Genomic DNA, 12,932 nt, shown 5'->3' with positions numbered 1-12,932 from the left:
CGGTATTTTTGGCTTATAACGCCCGTTCAGGCTGAGCTTGTCGAAACCTCGCGCGGCGCTTTAACAGCTCAGCGTGAACGGCTTCAAATTCTTGATGCCGACTCCATGAGGAACGTGGGAAGCGCTCCAGAAAATCCGGCGCGGCAGCGTTATACGCCCAGGTACTGCTCCAGCAGCGCGGGCTGGGCCTGCAGCGCGTCGGAGCTGCCCTCGAAGACCACTTGCCCCTTCACCAGAATGACGTTGCGGTCGGTGATCTGCGTGACGTGTTTCCAGTTCTTGTCCACGATGACGCTACTGATCCCGCTGTCTTTGATGAGGCTGCAGATGCGCCAGATCTCGCGGGCAATCAGCGGGGCCAGGCCTTCGGTGGCTTCATCCAGGATGAGCACGTCGGGGTTGGTCATCAGCGCGCGACCGATGGTGAGCATCTGCTGTTCGCCGCCGCTCAGTTGCTGGCCGCCATGGCCAAGGCGTTCCTTCAGGCGCGGGAAGGTCTCGAGCACGCGCTCATACGTCCAGTCGCGCTGGCCCCGTGTGCCTGAGCGCGCCGCCATCTGCAGGTTCTCGACCACGCTCAGGTTCCCGAAGATGCCTCGCCCTTCGGGAACGTAGGCGATGCCAAGGCGCGCCACTTCGTAAGGCGGGCGGCCCGTCATGTCCTGGCCGGCCACAGTGACGCTGCCCGAGCGCGGTTTGACCAGCCCCATCAGCGACTTGAGCAGCGTGCTCTTGCCCATACCGTTGCGGCCCATGAGGCCGATGGTCTCGCCCTGGCCCACGCGGAAATCCACGCCGTGCAGGATGTGGCTGGGGCCGTAGAAGGTGTGAATGCCGCGGGCATCGATCCAGGGGGTGTCGCTCATCTCAGTGGTCCTCGCCGAGGTAGGCGGCTTGCACGCCGGCATCGGCACGCACTTCGGCGGGCGTGCCGTGCGCGATCACCTCGCCGTTGACCATCACGGTGAGCCGGTCGGCCAGCGCAAACACGGCGTCCATGTCGTGCTCCACCAGCATGATGGCGTGCGCGGGCTTGAGGCGCTGCAGCAGCTCGACCATGCGCTCGGCCTCGGCCACGCCCATGCCGGCCAGGGGTTCATCGAGCAGCAGCACCTGGGGCTCGGTGGCCAGCGTCATCGCGATCTCCAGTTGGCGCTGCTCACCATGGCTCATGGTGCCGGCAATGGCCGTGCGCCTGTCTTTCAAGCCAGAGAGCTCGATAGCGCTTTCCAGGCGTGCGTTGACTGCTCTGTTTTTAATAGTGTTCTTGCGTGTGTCACGCCACCAGCGTAGCGGGTTCCAGGGCTGCTGCGGGTCGCGGGACTGCGCGGCCAGGCGCACGTTCTCGTGCACTGTCAGCGGCATGAAGATGTTGGTCTTCTGGTAGCTGCGCCCCAGGCCCTGGCGCGAGATGCGTTCGGGCGCCCAGCCGGTCACGTCGCTGCCACCGAGCTGCACTTGGCCCGAGGTGGGGGGCAGGTCGCCCGAGAGCAGATTGGTCAGCGTGGATTTGCCCGCGCCGTTGGGCCCGATGACTGCATGGATGCGGCCACGCCACAGGTCCACCGAGACACCGTTCACGGCGGCCAAGCCACCGAAGCGCTTCGTCAGACCGCGGGCCGAGAGCAGCACGTCATTGGCCATGGTGCGGTCCCTTCGATCCATTCGCCTGTGCCTGGGCCCGGCGCCAGTTGAGCATGCCCAGCAGGCCGCGCGGCGCGGCCACCACCACCAGCACGATGAAGCCGCCCATCAGCAGTTGCCAGTGTTTGGTGATGTCCTTGAATACATGCAGAAGGTATTCAAAAGCGAAGGCACCCACGATGGCTCCTGCAAAGTTGCCCATGCCCCCCAGGATGACCATCATGATGGCGTGCGCACTCATGTGAAAACCCATGAGCTCCGGGTTGACGTAACCTGTTTGCGCACCCCACAGGTAGCCAGCCAGCCCTGCCAGCGCTCCCGCTACGGTAAAGGCCGTGAGCTTGTAGCCGCGCGTGCCGAAGCCCATCGCGCGCATGCGGTGCTCGTTGATGCGGATGCCTGCCAGTGCACGGCCCAGCGGGCTCCACAGCAGGCGGCGCAGCAGCACATAGACAATGACCACCAGCGCGAGCGTGAAGTAGTAAAAGGTCTTGCGGCCTTCCAGGTCGAAGGGCAGCCAGCCGAAGATGGACGCGTCGGGTCGGAAGTTGATGTACAGGCCGTCCGAGCCACCCAGAATCTTGTTGTCGAAGAACAGGTAGAACACCATCTGCGCGAACGCCATGGTGACCATGATGAAGTAGATGCCGTGGGTGCGCACCACGAAGAAGCCAATGATGAGGGCCACCAGCCCGGCGCCTACCACGGCCAACGGCAAGCTCCACCACAGGCTCACAGGCGTGTCGGCGGGCGTGAGGAAGGCCAGCGCATAGCCGGCCACGCCGAAGTACGCAGCATGGCCCAAGGACACCAGCCCGGTCACGCCCTGCAGCAGGTCAAGGCTCATCGCAAAGATGGCCATGATCATCATGCGCGTGACCATCTGCACGTAGAAGTCGCTGCCGACAAACGGAAAAGCCAGCAGCGCCACCAGGCCCAACGCGAGGGTGAATTGCGCGCTGCGGGGCAGCACCTCCAGGTTGCTGCGGGGCGCACTCATGCGGCTCTCCGAAGTACGACGGTGCACTGCCTGATCAAATGGGGTTGCTGCGCTACAGCTGCCTTCGCAGTGCGAAGCGCATCCTGCAGCCTATGAAACTGGCGCTGCCCAAGCCAGCGGCCACCGTGCAAGGGCCGCCCCGCAGCAGGGGCGGCGTTCCCCTCCCAGGGGGAAGGCGCGAAACGACTCAGGAGGTAGTCAACTGCTTTCATTGCTTGAAGAGGCCTTCCGGTTTCCACAGCAGCACGGCCGCCATCAGCATGTAGACCAGCATGCCTGCCATCGACGGCAGCAGCACCTTGCCGAAGGTATCGACAAAGCCCACCAGCAATGCTGCGATAAGTGCACCACGCACCGAGCCGATGCCGCCGATCACCACCACCACGAAGCACATGATCAGGACCGACGAACCCATGTTGGGGTACACGCTGGAGATGGGTGCAGCAACCATGCCGGCCACTGCCGCCAGTCCCACGCCAAGTGCGAAGACGATGGCATGGATGAGCTTGATGTTGACGCCCAGTGACTCGGCCATGTCGCGGTTGAATGCGCCAGCGCGGATCTTCATGCCCAGCCGGGTCTTGGAGATCAGCAGGTACAGGCCCAGCGCAAGCGCGATGCACACGCCTGAAATGAAGAGCCGGTACACCGGGTAGGAGAGGGTGTCGGTGAGCGGGATCGACCACTCCAGCATCTTCGGAATGGCCACGCCGTGCACGTCGTCGCCCCACAGGATGGAGCGCAGTTCTTCGAAGATGTAGATCAGGCCGAACGTCAGCAGCACCTGGTCGAGATGGTCGCGGTGGTAGAAGTGGCGAAACAGCAGCCATTCGAGCGCCAGCCCGAATGCCACGGCCAGCACCGCACCGCCGAGGATGGCGAGCGTGAGGCTGCCGAAGTGGCCCGACAGCGAATAGCCCAGGTACGCCCCCAGCATGTAGAAGCTGCCGTGCGCCAGGTTCACCACCCCCATGATCCCGAAGATGAGCGTGAGGCCGGCTGCGAGCATGAACAGCAGCAGCCCGTACTGCACGCTGTTGAGCAGCTGGATCAGGAAGGTGGCGAAATCCATGGCTTGGATGACCAGGTCAGGTGGCGCGGCGCGTGGCCAGCAAGAGCGTGCCCATCAGCGTGAACAGGCCGCCGGAGACGCGGTTGAACCAGCGCATGCGGGTGCCTGAGCGCAGTACCGGTGCCAGGCGTGCCACACCCAAGGCGCACAAGGTGAGCACCGTGAATTCAAACGCCACGAAGGTACTGGCAAGCACGGCGAACTGGGGTGCCCAGGCCGCTGCGGGGTCCAGAAACTGGGGGAAGAACGCCGTGAAGAACAGCAGGGCCTTGGGATTGCTGCCGCCCACGATCAGGCCCTGGATGTAGAGCTTGCGCGCAGGGACGGCGGCCTTGGCAGGCTGGCCGTCAACGGGCAGGCCGTCAAACACGGTGGTCCTGCTGCGAAACGTCTTGATGCCAAGCCAGATCAGGTAGGCCGCGCCGGCGGCCTTGAGCACCCAGAAGGCGGTTTCGGATGCTGCCAGCAGTGCGCCCAAACCCAGCGCGGACAGCAGCATGGTGCCCAATACCGCCGTCACGCTGCCGGCTGCTGCTGCCAGTGCCTTGCGCGGGCCGTGCTGCAGCGAATAAGTCATGCACATGAGCATGGTCGGGCCGGGCGAGAGAACCAGCAGGGCCACTGCGGCGAGATAGAGCAGGTAGGTACTGAGTGTCATGGAAGAACAATTGGGTAGGAAGGTGGCCGCAAGGTCCGGGCGCACGGCAGACAGGCCTGCCCACCATGCGCATGGGCAACCCATGGCGCATTGTGTCAAACGCTGTAGCAGCTAAAACGGGGCCGCCTTGGGCGGGCCGCGGGGTCAGCCCGGCGGCTTGTGGTGCGTCAGCCCATGCGGCATCCGGCACCGCTGTCGGCCAACGCTTTCGCGGCGATGCCGATGACCTTGTTTTCCTTGTTCTCGACGCGGCGCAGGTAGATGTCCTGCACCGGGTTGTGGGCCTTGCTCATCGTCCACTTGCCGCGGGGGCTGTCGATGGTGGCGTTTTCCATGGCCTTGATGACGGCAGGCTTGGAGGATAGGTCGCCCTTGACGGCATTGGCGCCCTGCACCAGCAGCAGGCCGGTGTCGTATCCCTGCACTGCGTACACATCGGGCTGGCTGCGGAAGGCCTTGGCGTATTCCAGGCGGAACTGCTTGTTGCGCGGCGTGTCCAGCGAATCGCTGTAGTGCATCGTGGTGATGATGCCGTCGGCCGCGGGGCCTGCAGCGTCCAGTACACCTTCGGTCAGGAAGCCAGATCCGTACAGCGGGATCTTGTCCTTGAGGCCGGCAGCCGCATAGTCGCGGATGAACTTGGCCGCACCGCCACCGGCGAAGAAGCAGGCCACCGCGTCGGGCTTGAGGGCCGCGATCTCGGTGAGCAGCGCCTGGAACTCCACGTTGGGGAAGGGCAGGCCCAGTTCCTTCACGATGGTGCCGCCTGCAGCCGTGTAGCTTTGCTTGAAGCCTTCAAAGGCCTCGTCGCCTGCCGCGTACTTCCAGGTGATCCACACGGCCTTCTTGTGGCCCTTGTCGACCATGGCCTTGCCCAGCGCGAGTGTGGGCTGGGAGTTGCTGAATGATGTGCGGAACACGTTGGGAGCGCACAGCGCGCGCGTGGCAGCGTGCACGCCAGCGTTGGGAATCAAATTGAGCACCCCGGTATCGCGCGCTACTTTCTGGATACCCATCTGCACGCCCGAGTGGACGGTGCCAATGAGCACATCCACCTTGTCGCGCTGCACGAGCTTGCTGGCGTTTTCCACACCTTTGCTGGGCTCCGACTCATCATCCACCTTGAACCACTCGATCTCGCGCCCCCCCAGCCTGCCGCCTTGCTGATCGATGGCCAGGCGCACGCCGTTCTCGATGGCCACGCCGAGTTGGGCAAAAGTGCCCGTGTAGGGGAGCATGAACCCCACGCGCACCTTGCCGCTTTGTGCGCGCACGATGGAGGGCAGGAGCAGGCCGGTGGAGGCGGCGCCAACGAGGGCGGCGCTGCGGCTGATGACAAGACGGCGAGTGGTCATGGGGAGGGCTCCTTTGTTTAGGCTTAAAGTAATTTAACTTCAAGGCCTCTTGGTGAAAACCTATGGCTTACCCGTATCGGCCGTTGTGTGCAGGGATTGCGCTGGTCGTTTCCATCCCTCAATTGCTCTGGCCAGGGAAATATGTCAATGTGAATTAAAGTGCATTTTTATTGATTTTCATGCAGTATAAAACCTGTTTGCAAACAATGTCCTTGTTTGCTCGATCCCAGGAGTAGGTACTTTCGAGCATAGTCCGGCACTTTCCAATGGATTTGCACCCATTTGGTGCATGAATCGACTGTGGTTGGCACAATAGAAAGCTGCATGTAATGCGACACCCGCTCATAGGCGTGTGGCTCGACCTTTAAATGCCATGTCTTTGCCCCCGTCTTCCATTCCACCCCGTCCAGCACCAGAGCCCAGCCCAACTCCGGCACGTGAGTCAGGTGTCGGCGTGGCTCGCGCGCCAGCTGTTGCCACACGGATATTTCTCTGGTTGCGCCACTTCTGGCCAGCGCCGCTGGGCATCAATGGACGTGAGCGCGTCCGTTTTATTGCAGGGGCAGTGCTGGGAGTGTTGTTGACGGCGGTGCTCAGCCGGGCCTGGGCGGGGGGCAATGTCCACGGACCGTGGATGTTGGGGTCTCTGGGGGCCAGTGCGATCTTGGTATTTGGTATGCCGTCGAGCCCGCTGGCCCAACCCTGGCCAGTGCTGGGCGGCAGCACGCTTTCGGCGCTGGTGGGCGCCGTATGTGCGGCACTGGTGCCCGATCCCGCCATCGCAGGGGCACTGGCGGTGGGCCTTGCCATCGCAGTCATGGTGCCGCTGCGGTGCCTGCACCCCCCCGGCGGTGCGATGGCTTTGTACGTGGTGCTGACAGCGGGCGATGGCTGGCATCTGGCGGTGTTTCCCATTCTCTTTAATGCCGTGGTGCTGCTGATTGCGGCCATGGTTTACAACGGCCTCACCGGGCGCAGATATCCCCATCCGCAGCGCGCTGCATCAAGAACCCAGGTTGCGCCAGGCGCTTTCACTGCGGCAGATGTGGATGCGGCGCTTGCGCGCTACAACCAGGTGCTGGACGTGAGCCGGGACGATCTCGAAGGGTTGTTGCATCTGGCAGGGCGCGCAGCTTTCCAGCGGACGCTGGGCGAAGTGCGTTGCGCCGACATCATGTCGAGCCCTCCGTTTGCGGTGGAGGCCGATGCGTCGCTCAATGAAGCCTGGGCTCTGATGCGCAGGGAGCGGATCAAGGCGTTGCCGGTGGTCAACGCATCCCGCTTGGTGATCGGCATTGTGACTGTGGCGGACTTCATGCGGCTGGCCAATCTGGACACCCACGAAGGCTTGGGGCGGCGCCTGCGCACGCTGGTCATGGGGCGGGCAGGGCAGCCGAGTGCTGTGGGGCAGATCATGTCGCACCCCGTGCAGGTGGCGCGCGTGGCGCAGCATGCGATGGACCTCGTGCCGCTGTTTTCACACGGCGGTCACCACCATATTCCGATCGTGGATAGTGAAGACCGCTTGGTAGGCGTCATCACCCAGACAGACTTGGTGCGTACGTTGGCGGTGGCTGTGCAGGGGCGTGACGCTTGAGGGGCGAGGCTGGCAGGGTTGGCTGCCCATCGGTCGCCAACGTGCTGGCGGCGCGCGACTGTGCCGCCCGGCTGGCGATCACTGCACTGCTAGGGTGGCTCCATCCACACGCAGTAGCGCGTCGGAGTACAATTGGAAGGCTTTGCACAGCGCACATTGCCTGTCCATTGACGCCGTCTCCCGGCCTCCTGCCTGATCTGCGCCCCGGGTGCAGCGACTCCCACCGCCCGCAACGCACCGCGTGTCGAGCATCGACTGCGGTAGCGCTTCCGTGGTGCATGCACCCAGCATCAGGCGCGATCACAGAATATTTGTTTTGAAGAGATAGAACATGGCCAAAGAAGAACTTATTGAAATGCAAGGCTCCGTGACGGAAGTCTTGCCCGATTCGCGCTTTCGCGTGACGCTGGAGAATGGTCACCAACTGATCGCCTATACGGGCGGCAAGATGCGCAAGCACCACATCCGTATCCTCGCAGGCGACAAGGTTTCGCTGGAAATGTCGCCCTACGATTTGAGCAAGGGCCGAATCACCTTCCGCCATCTGGCCGGTCGTGGCCCAGGCCCCTCGGGCAACCGTTAAGCGGTGTGTGCCATCACGTGAGTGGTCTCATCCATTGCTCCGTGTCGCACCTTGATTTCTCAACCTGACGGTTGATTTCTCCCCAATAGATTGCCTCTCCCGCGCTGCTCTCCCTCTGGCAGCGCTTGGGTTTCAAGCTGACCCCATCGGCCCGCTTTAAAAAATTTGCAAAAAGCGGGCGGCAAGCCAAAAAGTGGCAATTTGGCAGGTTAGAATACGAGCTGTCGGAGCGTAGCGCAGCCTGGTAGCGCATCTGCTTTGGGAGCAGAGGGTCGCGAGTTCGAATCCCGCCGCTCCGACCAATGTTTGAAGGCCTTGCAGCATATGCTGCAGGGCCTTTTTTCATGTCCGTCGAGTTCCGGTGCTCATGGAACCGGGCGAGCGGATTTCTTTCGTACCATCGGGACCGCCGGCCGCGGTTCCCGCACCGCCAAACTGCCCGACCAGCCACACAATGATCCGTGCGATGTCGCCCTCGGCCCCCGTCCTCAAGCCAGTCTCTGCGCGCTTTGACGCCGTAGATGCCCTCCGAGGCCTGGCGATGGTGTGGATGACCGTGTTCCACTTCTGCTTCGATCTCAGCCATCTGGGCTTGTGGCCCCAGGATTTCCGGGCGGACCCATTTTGGACCTGGCAGCGCACAGGGATCGTGAGCCTGTTTCTCTTTTGCGCTGGGTTGGGCCAGGCCATTGCGCTGCACCAGGGTCAGGGCTGGCCGCGGTTTTGGCGGCGGTGGGGGCAAGTTGCTGCGTGCGCCTTGCTGGTGACGGCGGGCTCCGCGGTGATGTTTCCGCGCAGCTTCATCTACTTCGGGGTTCTGCACGGCATGGCGGCCATGCTGGTGATTGCGCGCTGCACGGCGGGCTGGGGTCGCTGGCTTTGGTTGGCGGGGCTGGTGGCCGTGGCACTGCCTCCCCTGGCACAGCATTTGTTGTCCGGCGCTTGGGCCGAACTTGCTCCCTGGTTCAACAGCCGGGCTTTGAACTGGCTGGGCCTGGTCTCCCGTAAACCCTTTACAGAAGACTACGTACCGGTGCTGCCCTGGCTGGGTGTGCTGTGGTGGGGGCTGGCGAGCGGGCAGTGGCTGCTGGCGCGGCATACGAGCTGGCTGCAGTGGCGGCTCCCGACAGCGGGGAGGTTGCTCGCGGGGCTGGGGCGTTGGAGCCTGAGCTACTACATGCTTCACCAGCCTGTGATGATTGGACTCTTGTCAACATTTGTCTGGCTCCGGGGCTGAGCAGCTTCGTGCCGCTCGGCACCACATTTCTCACCATGGTTTGCTACGTCATACGTAGATAACTAGCCCGGTCGACTTTCCAAACACAATCAGGCGGGCAATAAAAAACGCGGCCAAGGCCGCGTTTTTTGTGGGCGCATCCCATATGAAGGGCTGCGCCATCGTCGCCAGAGCCTTTACTCCACCTTGGCCTTGGCGCGCAGGTCTTCCTGGAACTTCGCCAGCTTTTGCTGCTGCAGCTGCTGGGCCACTTGGGGTTTGACTTCGTCCAGCTTGGGCAGCTCGGCCTGACGGACATCGTCCAGGCGAATGACGTGGTAGCCGAACTGGCTCTTCACGGGCGTGTCGGTCATCTTGCCCTTTTCGAGCTTCACCAGCGCGCCGGAGAATTCAGCTACGTAGCTGGAGGGATTGGCCCAATCCAGATCACCACCCTTGGCGCCGGAGCCTGGGTCCTTGGACTGCTTCTTGGCGATGTCTTCAAACTTGCCGCCCTTTTTGATGGACGCGATGATGGCCTTGGCGTCGGATTCCTTCTCGACCAGGATGTGGCTGGCCTTGTATTCCTTGCCGCTGTTGGCCGCCACGAACTTGTCGTACTCCGCCTTGATCTCGGCGTCGGTCACGGGGTTGTTCTTCTGGTAGTCGGCGAACAGTTCGCGGATCAGGATGGTCTGGCGGGCCAGATCCATTTGGGCCTTGTAGTCCGCGGAGCCTTCGAGGCCGCGCTTTTGCGCTTCCTGCATGAAGATTTCGCGGGCGATCACTTCTTCCTTGATCTGGCCTTCGATGTCGGGCGTCACGGGGCGGCCCGAGCGTTCCACTTGCTGCTTGAGCATTTCAACGCGCTCTTTCGGCACGGCCTTGCCATTGACGATGGCAACGTTCTGGGCGGAAGCTGGCAGGGCCATTGTGCCCAGCACGGCAGCGGCCACGAGGCCGGACAGGAGCTGTTTCTTCATTCGGTATCCAAAAATTGAGTTGATTTTTTGCCGAGCCGGCAGACTTATACGTAGCGCCGGTTCAGAGAACTTCAATGGCAAGGGCGTGGACGCCTTGGTCAATAAATTCTTGCAGCGCATCATACACAAGGCGATGCCGTGCGACCCGGGGCTTGCCTGTAAACAAAGGTGACGAAATACGCACCCGAAAATGGGTGCCAAAACCGGTGCCGTTGGCACCGGCGTGGCCTGCATGGTCGGCACTTTCGTCGATCACTTCCAACGCCGTGGGAGTAAGCCTTTGAACAAGGGTCTCGTGCATTTGCTGAGCAAGGGGCGCAGTCATCAGGGCATCCTTACGCAGCAGGCTCATCACCCTGAAGGTGCGGCGCAATGTAGAAGCCCTGGCCCACCAGGAACACCAGCGGGAACGCATAGCCCCAGAGTTTGAAGTCCACCCAGGCCTCGGTGCTGAAGTTGAGTACCACGTAGGCGTTGACCGCGGACATGAATGCACAGTAGACGATCCACGCAACATTCAGGCGCGTCCAGACGGCGTCGGGCAAAGCCAATTGGCCGCCGAGCAGCATCTTGAGAAAGTTCTTCTTAAGCGCCCACAGCGCCACGGCCAGTGCCACCGACATTGCTCCGTAGAGCACGGTAGGCTTCCATTTGATGAAACGGTCATCCTGCAGCACCAGCGTGAGCGTGCCGAACAAAAGGATTAAGGCCAGCGTCACCTTGTGCATGGTCTGTAGACGCCGGTCGATGGCGTAGATCAGGCCCATCTGCACGACGGTGGACGCCATCAACACCGCAGTGCCGACATAAATGCCGTAGAACTTGTAGGCCCCGAAGAACAGCAGGATGGGGAAAAAGTCGATCAGGATTTTCATGGAATCGGGGAGAAGTCGCAGCCGCAGTGCGGTCAGCTTTTGTCGGATTCGAAGTCGAGCGAAGCCGAGTTCATGCAATAGCGCAGGCCGGTCGGTGTCGGGCCGTCCTCGAATACATGGCCCAGATGGGCCCCGCATTGTGCACACACCGTCTCGGTGCGTACCATGCCATGGGTGCGGTCGACGATCTCGGCGATGGCGCCAGGGATCGCTTCAGAGAAGCTGGGCCAGCCGCATCCGGCGTCGAACTTGGTTACGGAATCAAACAGTTTTGCGCCGCAACAGACGCAGTGATAGCTGCCATCGGCCCAGTGGGCTTCGTATTTGCCGGTGAACGGGCGCTCAGTAGCGGCGTGGCGCGTGACCTGCAGGGCCACGGGCTCGGCGCCTTTCTCACGCAGTACGGCTTGCCATTCGGCGTCGGTCTTCTGAACGGGGTAGGTCATGATGAACAGCTGATCTCGATGGAGGACGCCCAGTCGGGCGGGAAGGCTGCGTACGCGTCGTGCCCGGGGTGCTCATCAAATGGGCGCTCCAGCAGCCGCTGCAAGGTTTGGAATTCTGAGAAATCGCCCAGCTTCGCAGCGCGGATGGCTTGCTCGCCCAGGTGGTTGCGCAGCACGAACTTGGGATTCGTTTTAAGCATCAAATTGGCCGCCAGCGCTTGATTATCAAGCACTGGTAGCTCTGAATATGATAGCAACCATGCATCAAAGGCTTCGCGGTCAGCGAACAGGTCGCGCACCGGCTCGAAATCACTGTTGCCCACTGCGTGCGAGAGCCGGCGCCAGAAGATGGTGTAGTCCACGCCATTGCGGGCCAAGAGCAGCAAGATGGCATCGATCAGTTCGCCGTCTTGTTCCCGCGGCGAGGCGAGGCCCAGCTTGGCGCGCATGCGGGCCATGAACTCTTGCGGGAATACGGCCTTGTAAGACTCCAGCGCTGCCCGGGCCAATTCCTCGTCGCCAATCAGCGGCATCAGCGCCTGCGCCAGGCAGAACATGTTCCAGTACGCCACGTTGGGCTGGCGGTTGTAAGCATAGCGGCCCTGGGTATCGCTGTGGTTGCAGATGTGGCCGGGGATGAACGCGTCCAGAAACTGGAATGGCCCGTAGTCGATCGTGAGCCCGAGGATGCTCATGTTGTCGGTATTCATCACGCCGTGGCAAAACCCCACGGCCTGCCACTGCGCCATCAGTCGCGCAGTGCGCTCGCTCACGGCCTGCAGCAGCGCGGCGTAGGCATTGCCGTCAAGCTCGGTAGTGCCACGGCACTCAGGGTAGTAGCGGTCGATGACGTAGTCGGCCAGCTGCTTGAGCTGGGCTTCCAGGCCGTTGGCCGCAAAGTGCTCGAAGTGGCCAAAGCGTACAAAACTAGGGGCTACCCGGGTAACCACGGCAGCCGTTTCCACTTCTTCGCGCCGCACCGGCCCGGGCGAACCAGTGATACACAGCGCGCGGGAGGTGGGGATGCCCAGCCCGTGCATGGCTTCGCTGCACAGAAATTCGCGGATGCTCGAACGCAACACCGCGCGACCGTCGCCCATGCGCGAATACGGCGTGCGGCCCGCGCCCTTGAGCTGGACTTCGTACCCGCTGGCCGTCTCACCCAGCAGGATGGCGCGGCCATCGCCCAGTTGCCCGGCCCAGACGCCGAACTGGTGGCCGCTGTACACGCTAGCCAGCGGGCGCGACCCGGTCAGCAGCGTGTTGCCGGTAAAAGCCTGCAAGGCCTCGTCGCGCTGCAGCTCGGCAGGGTCCAGCCCAATCAACCGCGCCACGTCGGCACTGGTGCCCACCCAGTGGGGCGATGGGAGCGGGGTGGGGCGCAGTTCGGTGTAGAAGTCTGGCCCCAGAGCGGCAAAGCCGTGGTTCCAGGCCAGGCCGATGTCGGCGGAGGTGTCGCTGTCGACGCTGAGGTTCATGGGGTGGATTGTCTCGCAGCGCCGT

15 protein-coding genes and 1 tRNA gene are annotated in these 12,932 nt (G+C 62.6%); 4 read left to right on the top strand and 12 right to left on the bottom strand.

Features of this window, described 5'->3' with window-relative positions; all coding sequences use genetic code 11:
* Nucleotides 1–149: 149 nt before the first annotated feature.
* The 7 genes from ACSQ3Q_RS13955 to ACSQ3Q_RS13925 form a co-directional block, all read right to left on the bottom strand.
* Entirely contained in the window at nucleotides 150–866 is a 717-nt protein-coding gene (locus ACSQ3Q_RS13955) for an ABC transporter ATP-binding protein (protein ID WP_436134958.1), read from the bottom strand.
* Between the two features lies 1 nt (nucleotide 867).
* Entirely contained in the window at nucleotides 868–1,644 is a 777-nt protein-coding gene (locus ACSQ3Q_RS13950) for an ABC transporter ATP-binding protein (RefSeq protein WP_436134957.1), read from the bottom strand.
* Entirely contained in the window at nucleotides 1,634–2,644 is a 1,011-nt protein-coding gene (locus ACSQ3Q_RS13945) for a branched-chain amino acid ABC transporter permease (protein WP_436134956.1), read from the bottom strand. The genes ACSQ3Q_RS13950 and ACSQ3Q_RS13945 overlap by 11 nt, the downstream gene beginning before the upstream one ends.
* A gap of 208 nt (nucleotides 2,645–2,852) precedes the next feature.
* Entirely contained in the window at nucleotides 2,853–3,716 is an 864-nt protein-coding gene (locus ACSQ3Q_RS13940; protein WP_436134955.1) for a branched-chain amino acid ABC transporter permease, read from the bottom strand.
* Between the two features lie 16 nt (nucleotides 3,717–3,732).
* Nucleotides 3,733–4,374: a LysE family translocator gene (locus ACSQ3Q_RS13935; RefSeq protein WP_436134954.1), complete on the bottom strand. Its 642-nt coding sequence runs from the start codon at nucleotides 4,372–4,374 to the stop codon at nucleotides 3,733–3,735.
* Between the two features lie 167 nt (nucleotides 4,375–4,541).
* Entirely contained in the window at nucleotides 4,542–5,729 is a 1,188-nt protein-coding gene (locus ACSQ3Q_RS13930; protein ID WP_436134953.1) for an ABC transporter substrate-binding protein, read from the bottom strand.
* Nucleotides 5,730–5,896: 167 nt separating this feature from the next.
* Nucleotides 5,897–6,211, bottom strand: a complete 315-nt coding sequence (locus ACSQ3Q_RS13925) for a hypothetical protein (protein WP_436137073.1) — start codon at nucleotides 6,209–6,211, stop codon at nucleotides 5,897–5,899.
* Between ACSQ3Q_RS13925 and ACSQ3Q_RS13920 the strand changes: the two genes are divergently transcribed.
* From ACSQ3Q_RS13920 to ACSQ3Q_RS13905, 4 genes are all read left to right on the top strand, one after another.
* A complete protein-coding gene (locus ACSQ3Q_RS13920) occupies nucleotides 6,103–7,326 on the top strand; it encodes an HPP family protein (RefSeq protein WP_436134952.1) in 1,224 nt (407 codons plus the stop codon). The two genes, ACSQ3Q_RS13925 and ACSQ3Q_RS13920, sit on opposite strands and share 109 nt — an antisense overlap.
* 331 nt (nucleotides 7,327–7,657) lie before the next feature.
* Nucleotides 7,658–7,909 (top strand): translation initiation factor IF-1, encoded by a 252-nt coding sequence (gene infA / locus ACSQ3Q_RS13915; RefSeq protein WP_436134951.1) that lies wholly within the window; start codon nucleotides 7,658–7,660, stop codon nucleotides 7,907–7,909.
* Between the two features lie 225 nt (nucleotides 7,910–8,134).
* A tRNA-Pro gene (locus tag ACSQ3Q_RS13910) sits at nucleotides 8,135–8,211 on the top strand.
* Between the two features lie 152 nt (nucleotides 8,212–8,363).
* Nucleotides 8,364–9,146 (top strand): DUF1624 domain-containing protein, encoded by a 783-nt coding sequence (locus tag ACSQ3Q_RS13905; protein WP_436134950.1) that lies wholly within the window; start codon nucleotides 8,364–8,366, stop codon nucleotides 9,144–9,146.
* Nucleotides 9,147–9,322: 176 nt separating this feature from the next.
* On the opposite strand, the gene ACSQ3Q_RS13900 is transcribed toward ACSQ3Q_RS13905, so the two are convergent.
* The 5 genes from ACSQ3Q_RS13900 to ACSQ3Q_RS13880 all read right to left on the bottom strand — a co-directional run bounded on the left by ACSQ3Q_RS13900 (nucleotide 9,323) and on the right by ACSQ3Q_RS13880 (nucleotide 12,907).
* On the bottom strand, nucleotides 9,323–10,108 hold the full coding sequence (locus ACSQ3Q_RS13900) for a peptidylprolyl isomerase (protein WP_436134949.1): 786 nt from the start codon (nucleotides 10,106–10,108) through the stop codon (nucleotides 9,323–9,325).
* Between the two features lie 61 nt (nucleotides 10,109–10,169).
* Entirely contained in the window at nucleotides 10,170–10,433 is a 264-nt protein-coding gene (locus tag ACSQ3Q_RS13895) for a BolA family protein (protein WP_436134948.1), read from the bottom strand.
* A gap of 10 nt (nucleotides 10,434–10,443) precedes the next feature.
* The gene (locus tag ACSQ3Q_RS13890) at nucleotides 10,444–10,983 is read right to left on the bottom strand and encodes a septation protein A (protein ID WP_436134947.1); all 540 of its coding nucleotides are present in this window, start codon (nucleotides 10,981–10,983) and stop codon (nucleotides 10,444–10,446) included.
* 32 nt (nucleotides 10,984–11,015) lie between these two features.
* Nucleotides 11,016–11,429, bottom strand: a complete 414-nt coding sequence (gene msrB, locus ACSQ3Q_RS13885; protein WP_436134946.1) for a peptide-methionine (R)-S-oxide reductase MsrB — start codon at nucleotides 11,427–11,429, stop codon at nucleotides 11,016–11,018.
* Nucleotides 11,426–12,907, bottom strand: a complete 1,482-nt coding sequence (locus tag ACSQ3Q_RS13880; RefSeq protein ID WP_436134945.1) for a protein adenylyltransferase SelO — start codon at nucleotides 12,905–12,907, stop codon at nucleotides 11,426–11,428. Before ACSQ3Q_RS13880 ends, msrB begins: the two co-directional genes overlap by 4 nt.
* Nucleotides 12,908–12,932: the final 25 nt, after the last annotated feature.

It is taken from the genome of Acidovorax sp. LjRoot129 (genome assembly GCF_964253765.1).
In the GTDB taxonomy this organism is placed as follows: Bacteria; Pseudomonadota; Gammaproteobacteria; order Burkholderiales; family Burkholderiaceae_C; genus Acidovorax.
Note: the sequence above shows the minus strand (reverse complement) of the source record. Positions and strands in the feature narration are given on the sequence as shown.

Bases quoted from the DNA above. Each gene is read 5' to 3' on its own strand.
- ACSQ3Q_RS13880 (WP_436134945.1), bottom strand. From the start codon at position 12,907: ATGAACCTCAGCGTCGACAGCGACACCTCCGCCGACATCGGCCTGGCC.
- ACSQ3Q_RS13900 (WP_436134949.1), bottom strand. From the start codon at position 10,108: ATGAAGAAACAGCTCCTGTCCGGCCTCGTGGCCGCTGCCGTGCTGGGC.
- ACSQ3Q_RS13955 (WP_436134958.1), bottom strand. From the start codon at position 866: ATGAGCGACACCCCCTGGATCGATGCCCGCGGCATTCACACCTTCTAC.
- ACSQ3Q_RS13935 (WP_436134954.1), bottom strand. From the start codon at position 4,374: ATGACACTCAGTACCTACCTGCTCTATCTCGCCGCAGTGGCCCTGCTG.
- ACSQ3Q_RS13920 (WP_436134952.1), top strand. From the start codon at position 6,103: ATGTCTTTGCCCCCGTCTTCCATTCCACCCCGTCCAGCACCAGAGCCC.
- ACSQ3Q_RS13930 (WP_436134953.1), bottom strand. From the start codon at position 5,729: ATGACCACTCGCCGTCTTGTCATCAGCCGCAGCGCCGCCCTCGTTGGC.
- ACSQ3Q_RS13905 (WP_436134950.1), top strand. From the start codon at position 8,364: ATGATCCGTGCGATGTCGCCCTCGGCCCCCGTCCTCAAGCCAGTCTCT.
- msrB (WP_436134946.1), bottom strand. From the start codon at position 11,429: ATGACCTACCCCGTTCAGAAGACCGACGCCGAATGGCAAGCCGTACTG.
- infA (WP_436134951.1), top strand. From the start codon at position 7,658: ATGGCCAAAGAAGAACTTATTGAAATGCAAGGCTCCGTGACGGAAGTC.
- ACSQ3Q_RS13950 (WP_436134957.1), bottom strand. From the start codon at position 1,644: ATGGCCAATGACGTGCTGCTCTCGGCCCGCGGTCTGACGAAGCGCTTC.
- ACSQ3Q_RS13940 (WP_436134955.1), bottom strand. From the start codon at position 3,716: ATGGATTTCGCCACCTTCCTGATCCAGCTGCTCAACAGCGTGCAGTAC.
- ACSQ3Q_RS13945 (WP_436134956.1), bottom strand. From the start codon at position 2,644: ATGAGTGCGCCCCGCAGCAACCTGGAGGTGCTGCCCCGCAGCGCGCAA.
- ACSQ3Q_RS13890 (WP_436134947.1), bottom strand. From the start codon at position 10,983: ATGAAAATCCTGATCGACTTTTTCCCCATCCTGCTGTTCTTCGGGGCC.
- ACSQ3Q_RS13895 (WP_436134948.1), bottom strand. From the start codon at position 10,433: ATGACTGCGCCCCTTGCTCAGCAAATGCACGAGACCCTTGTTCAAAGG.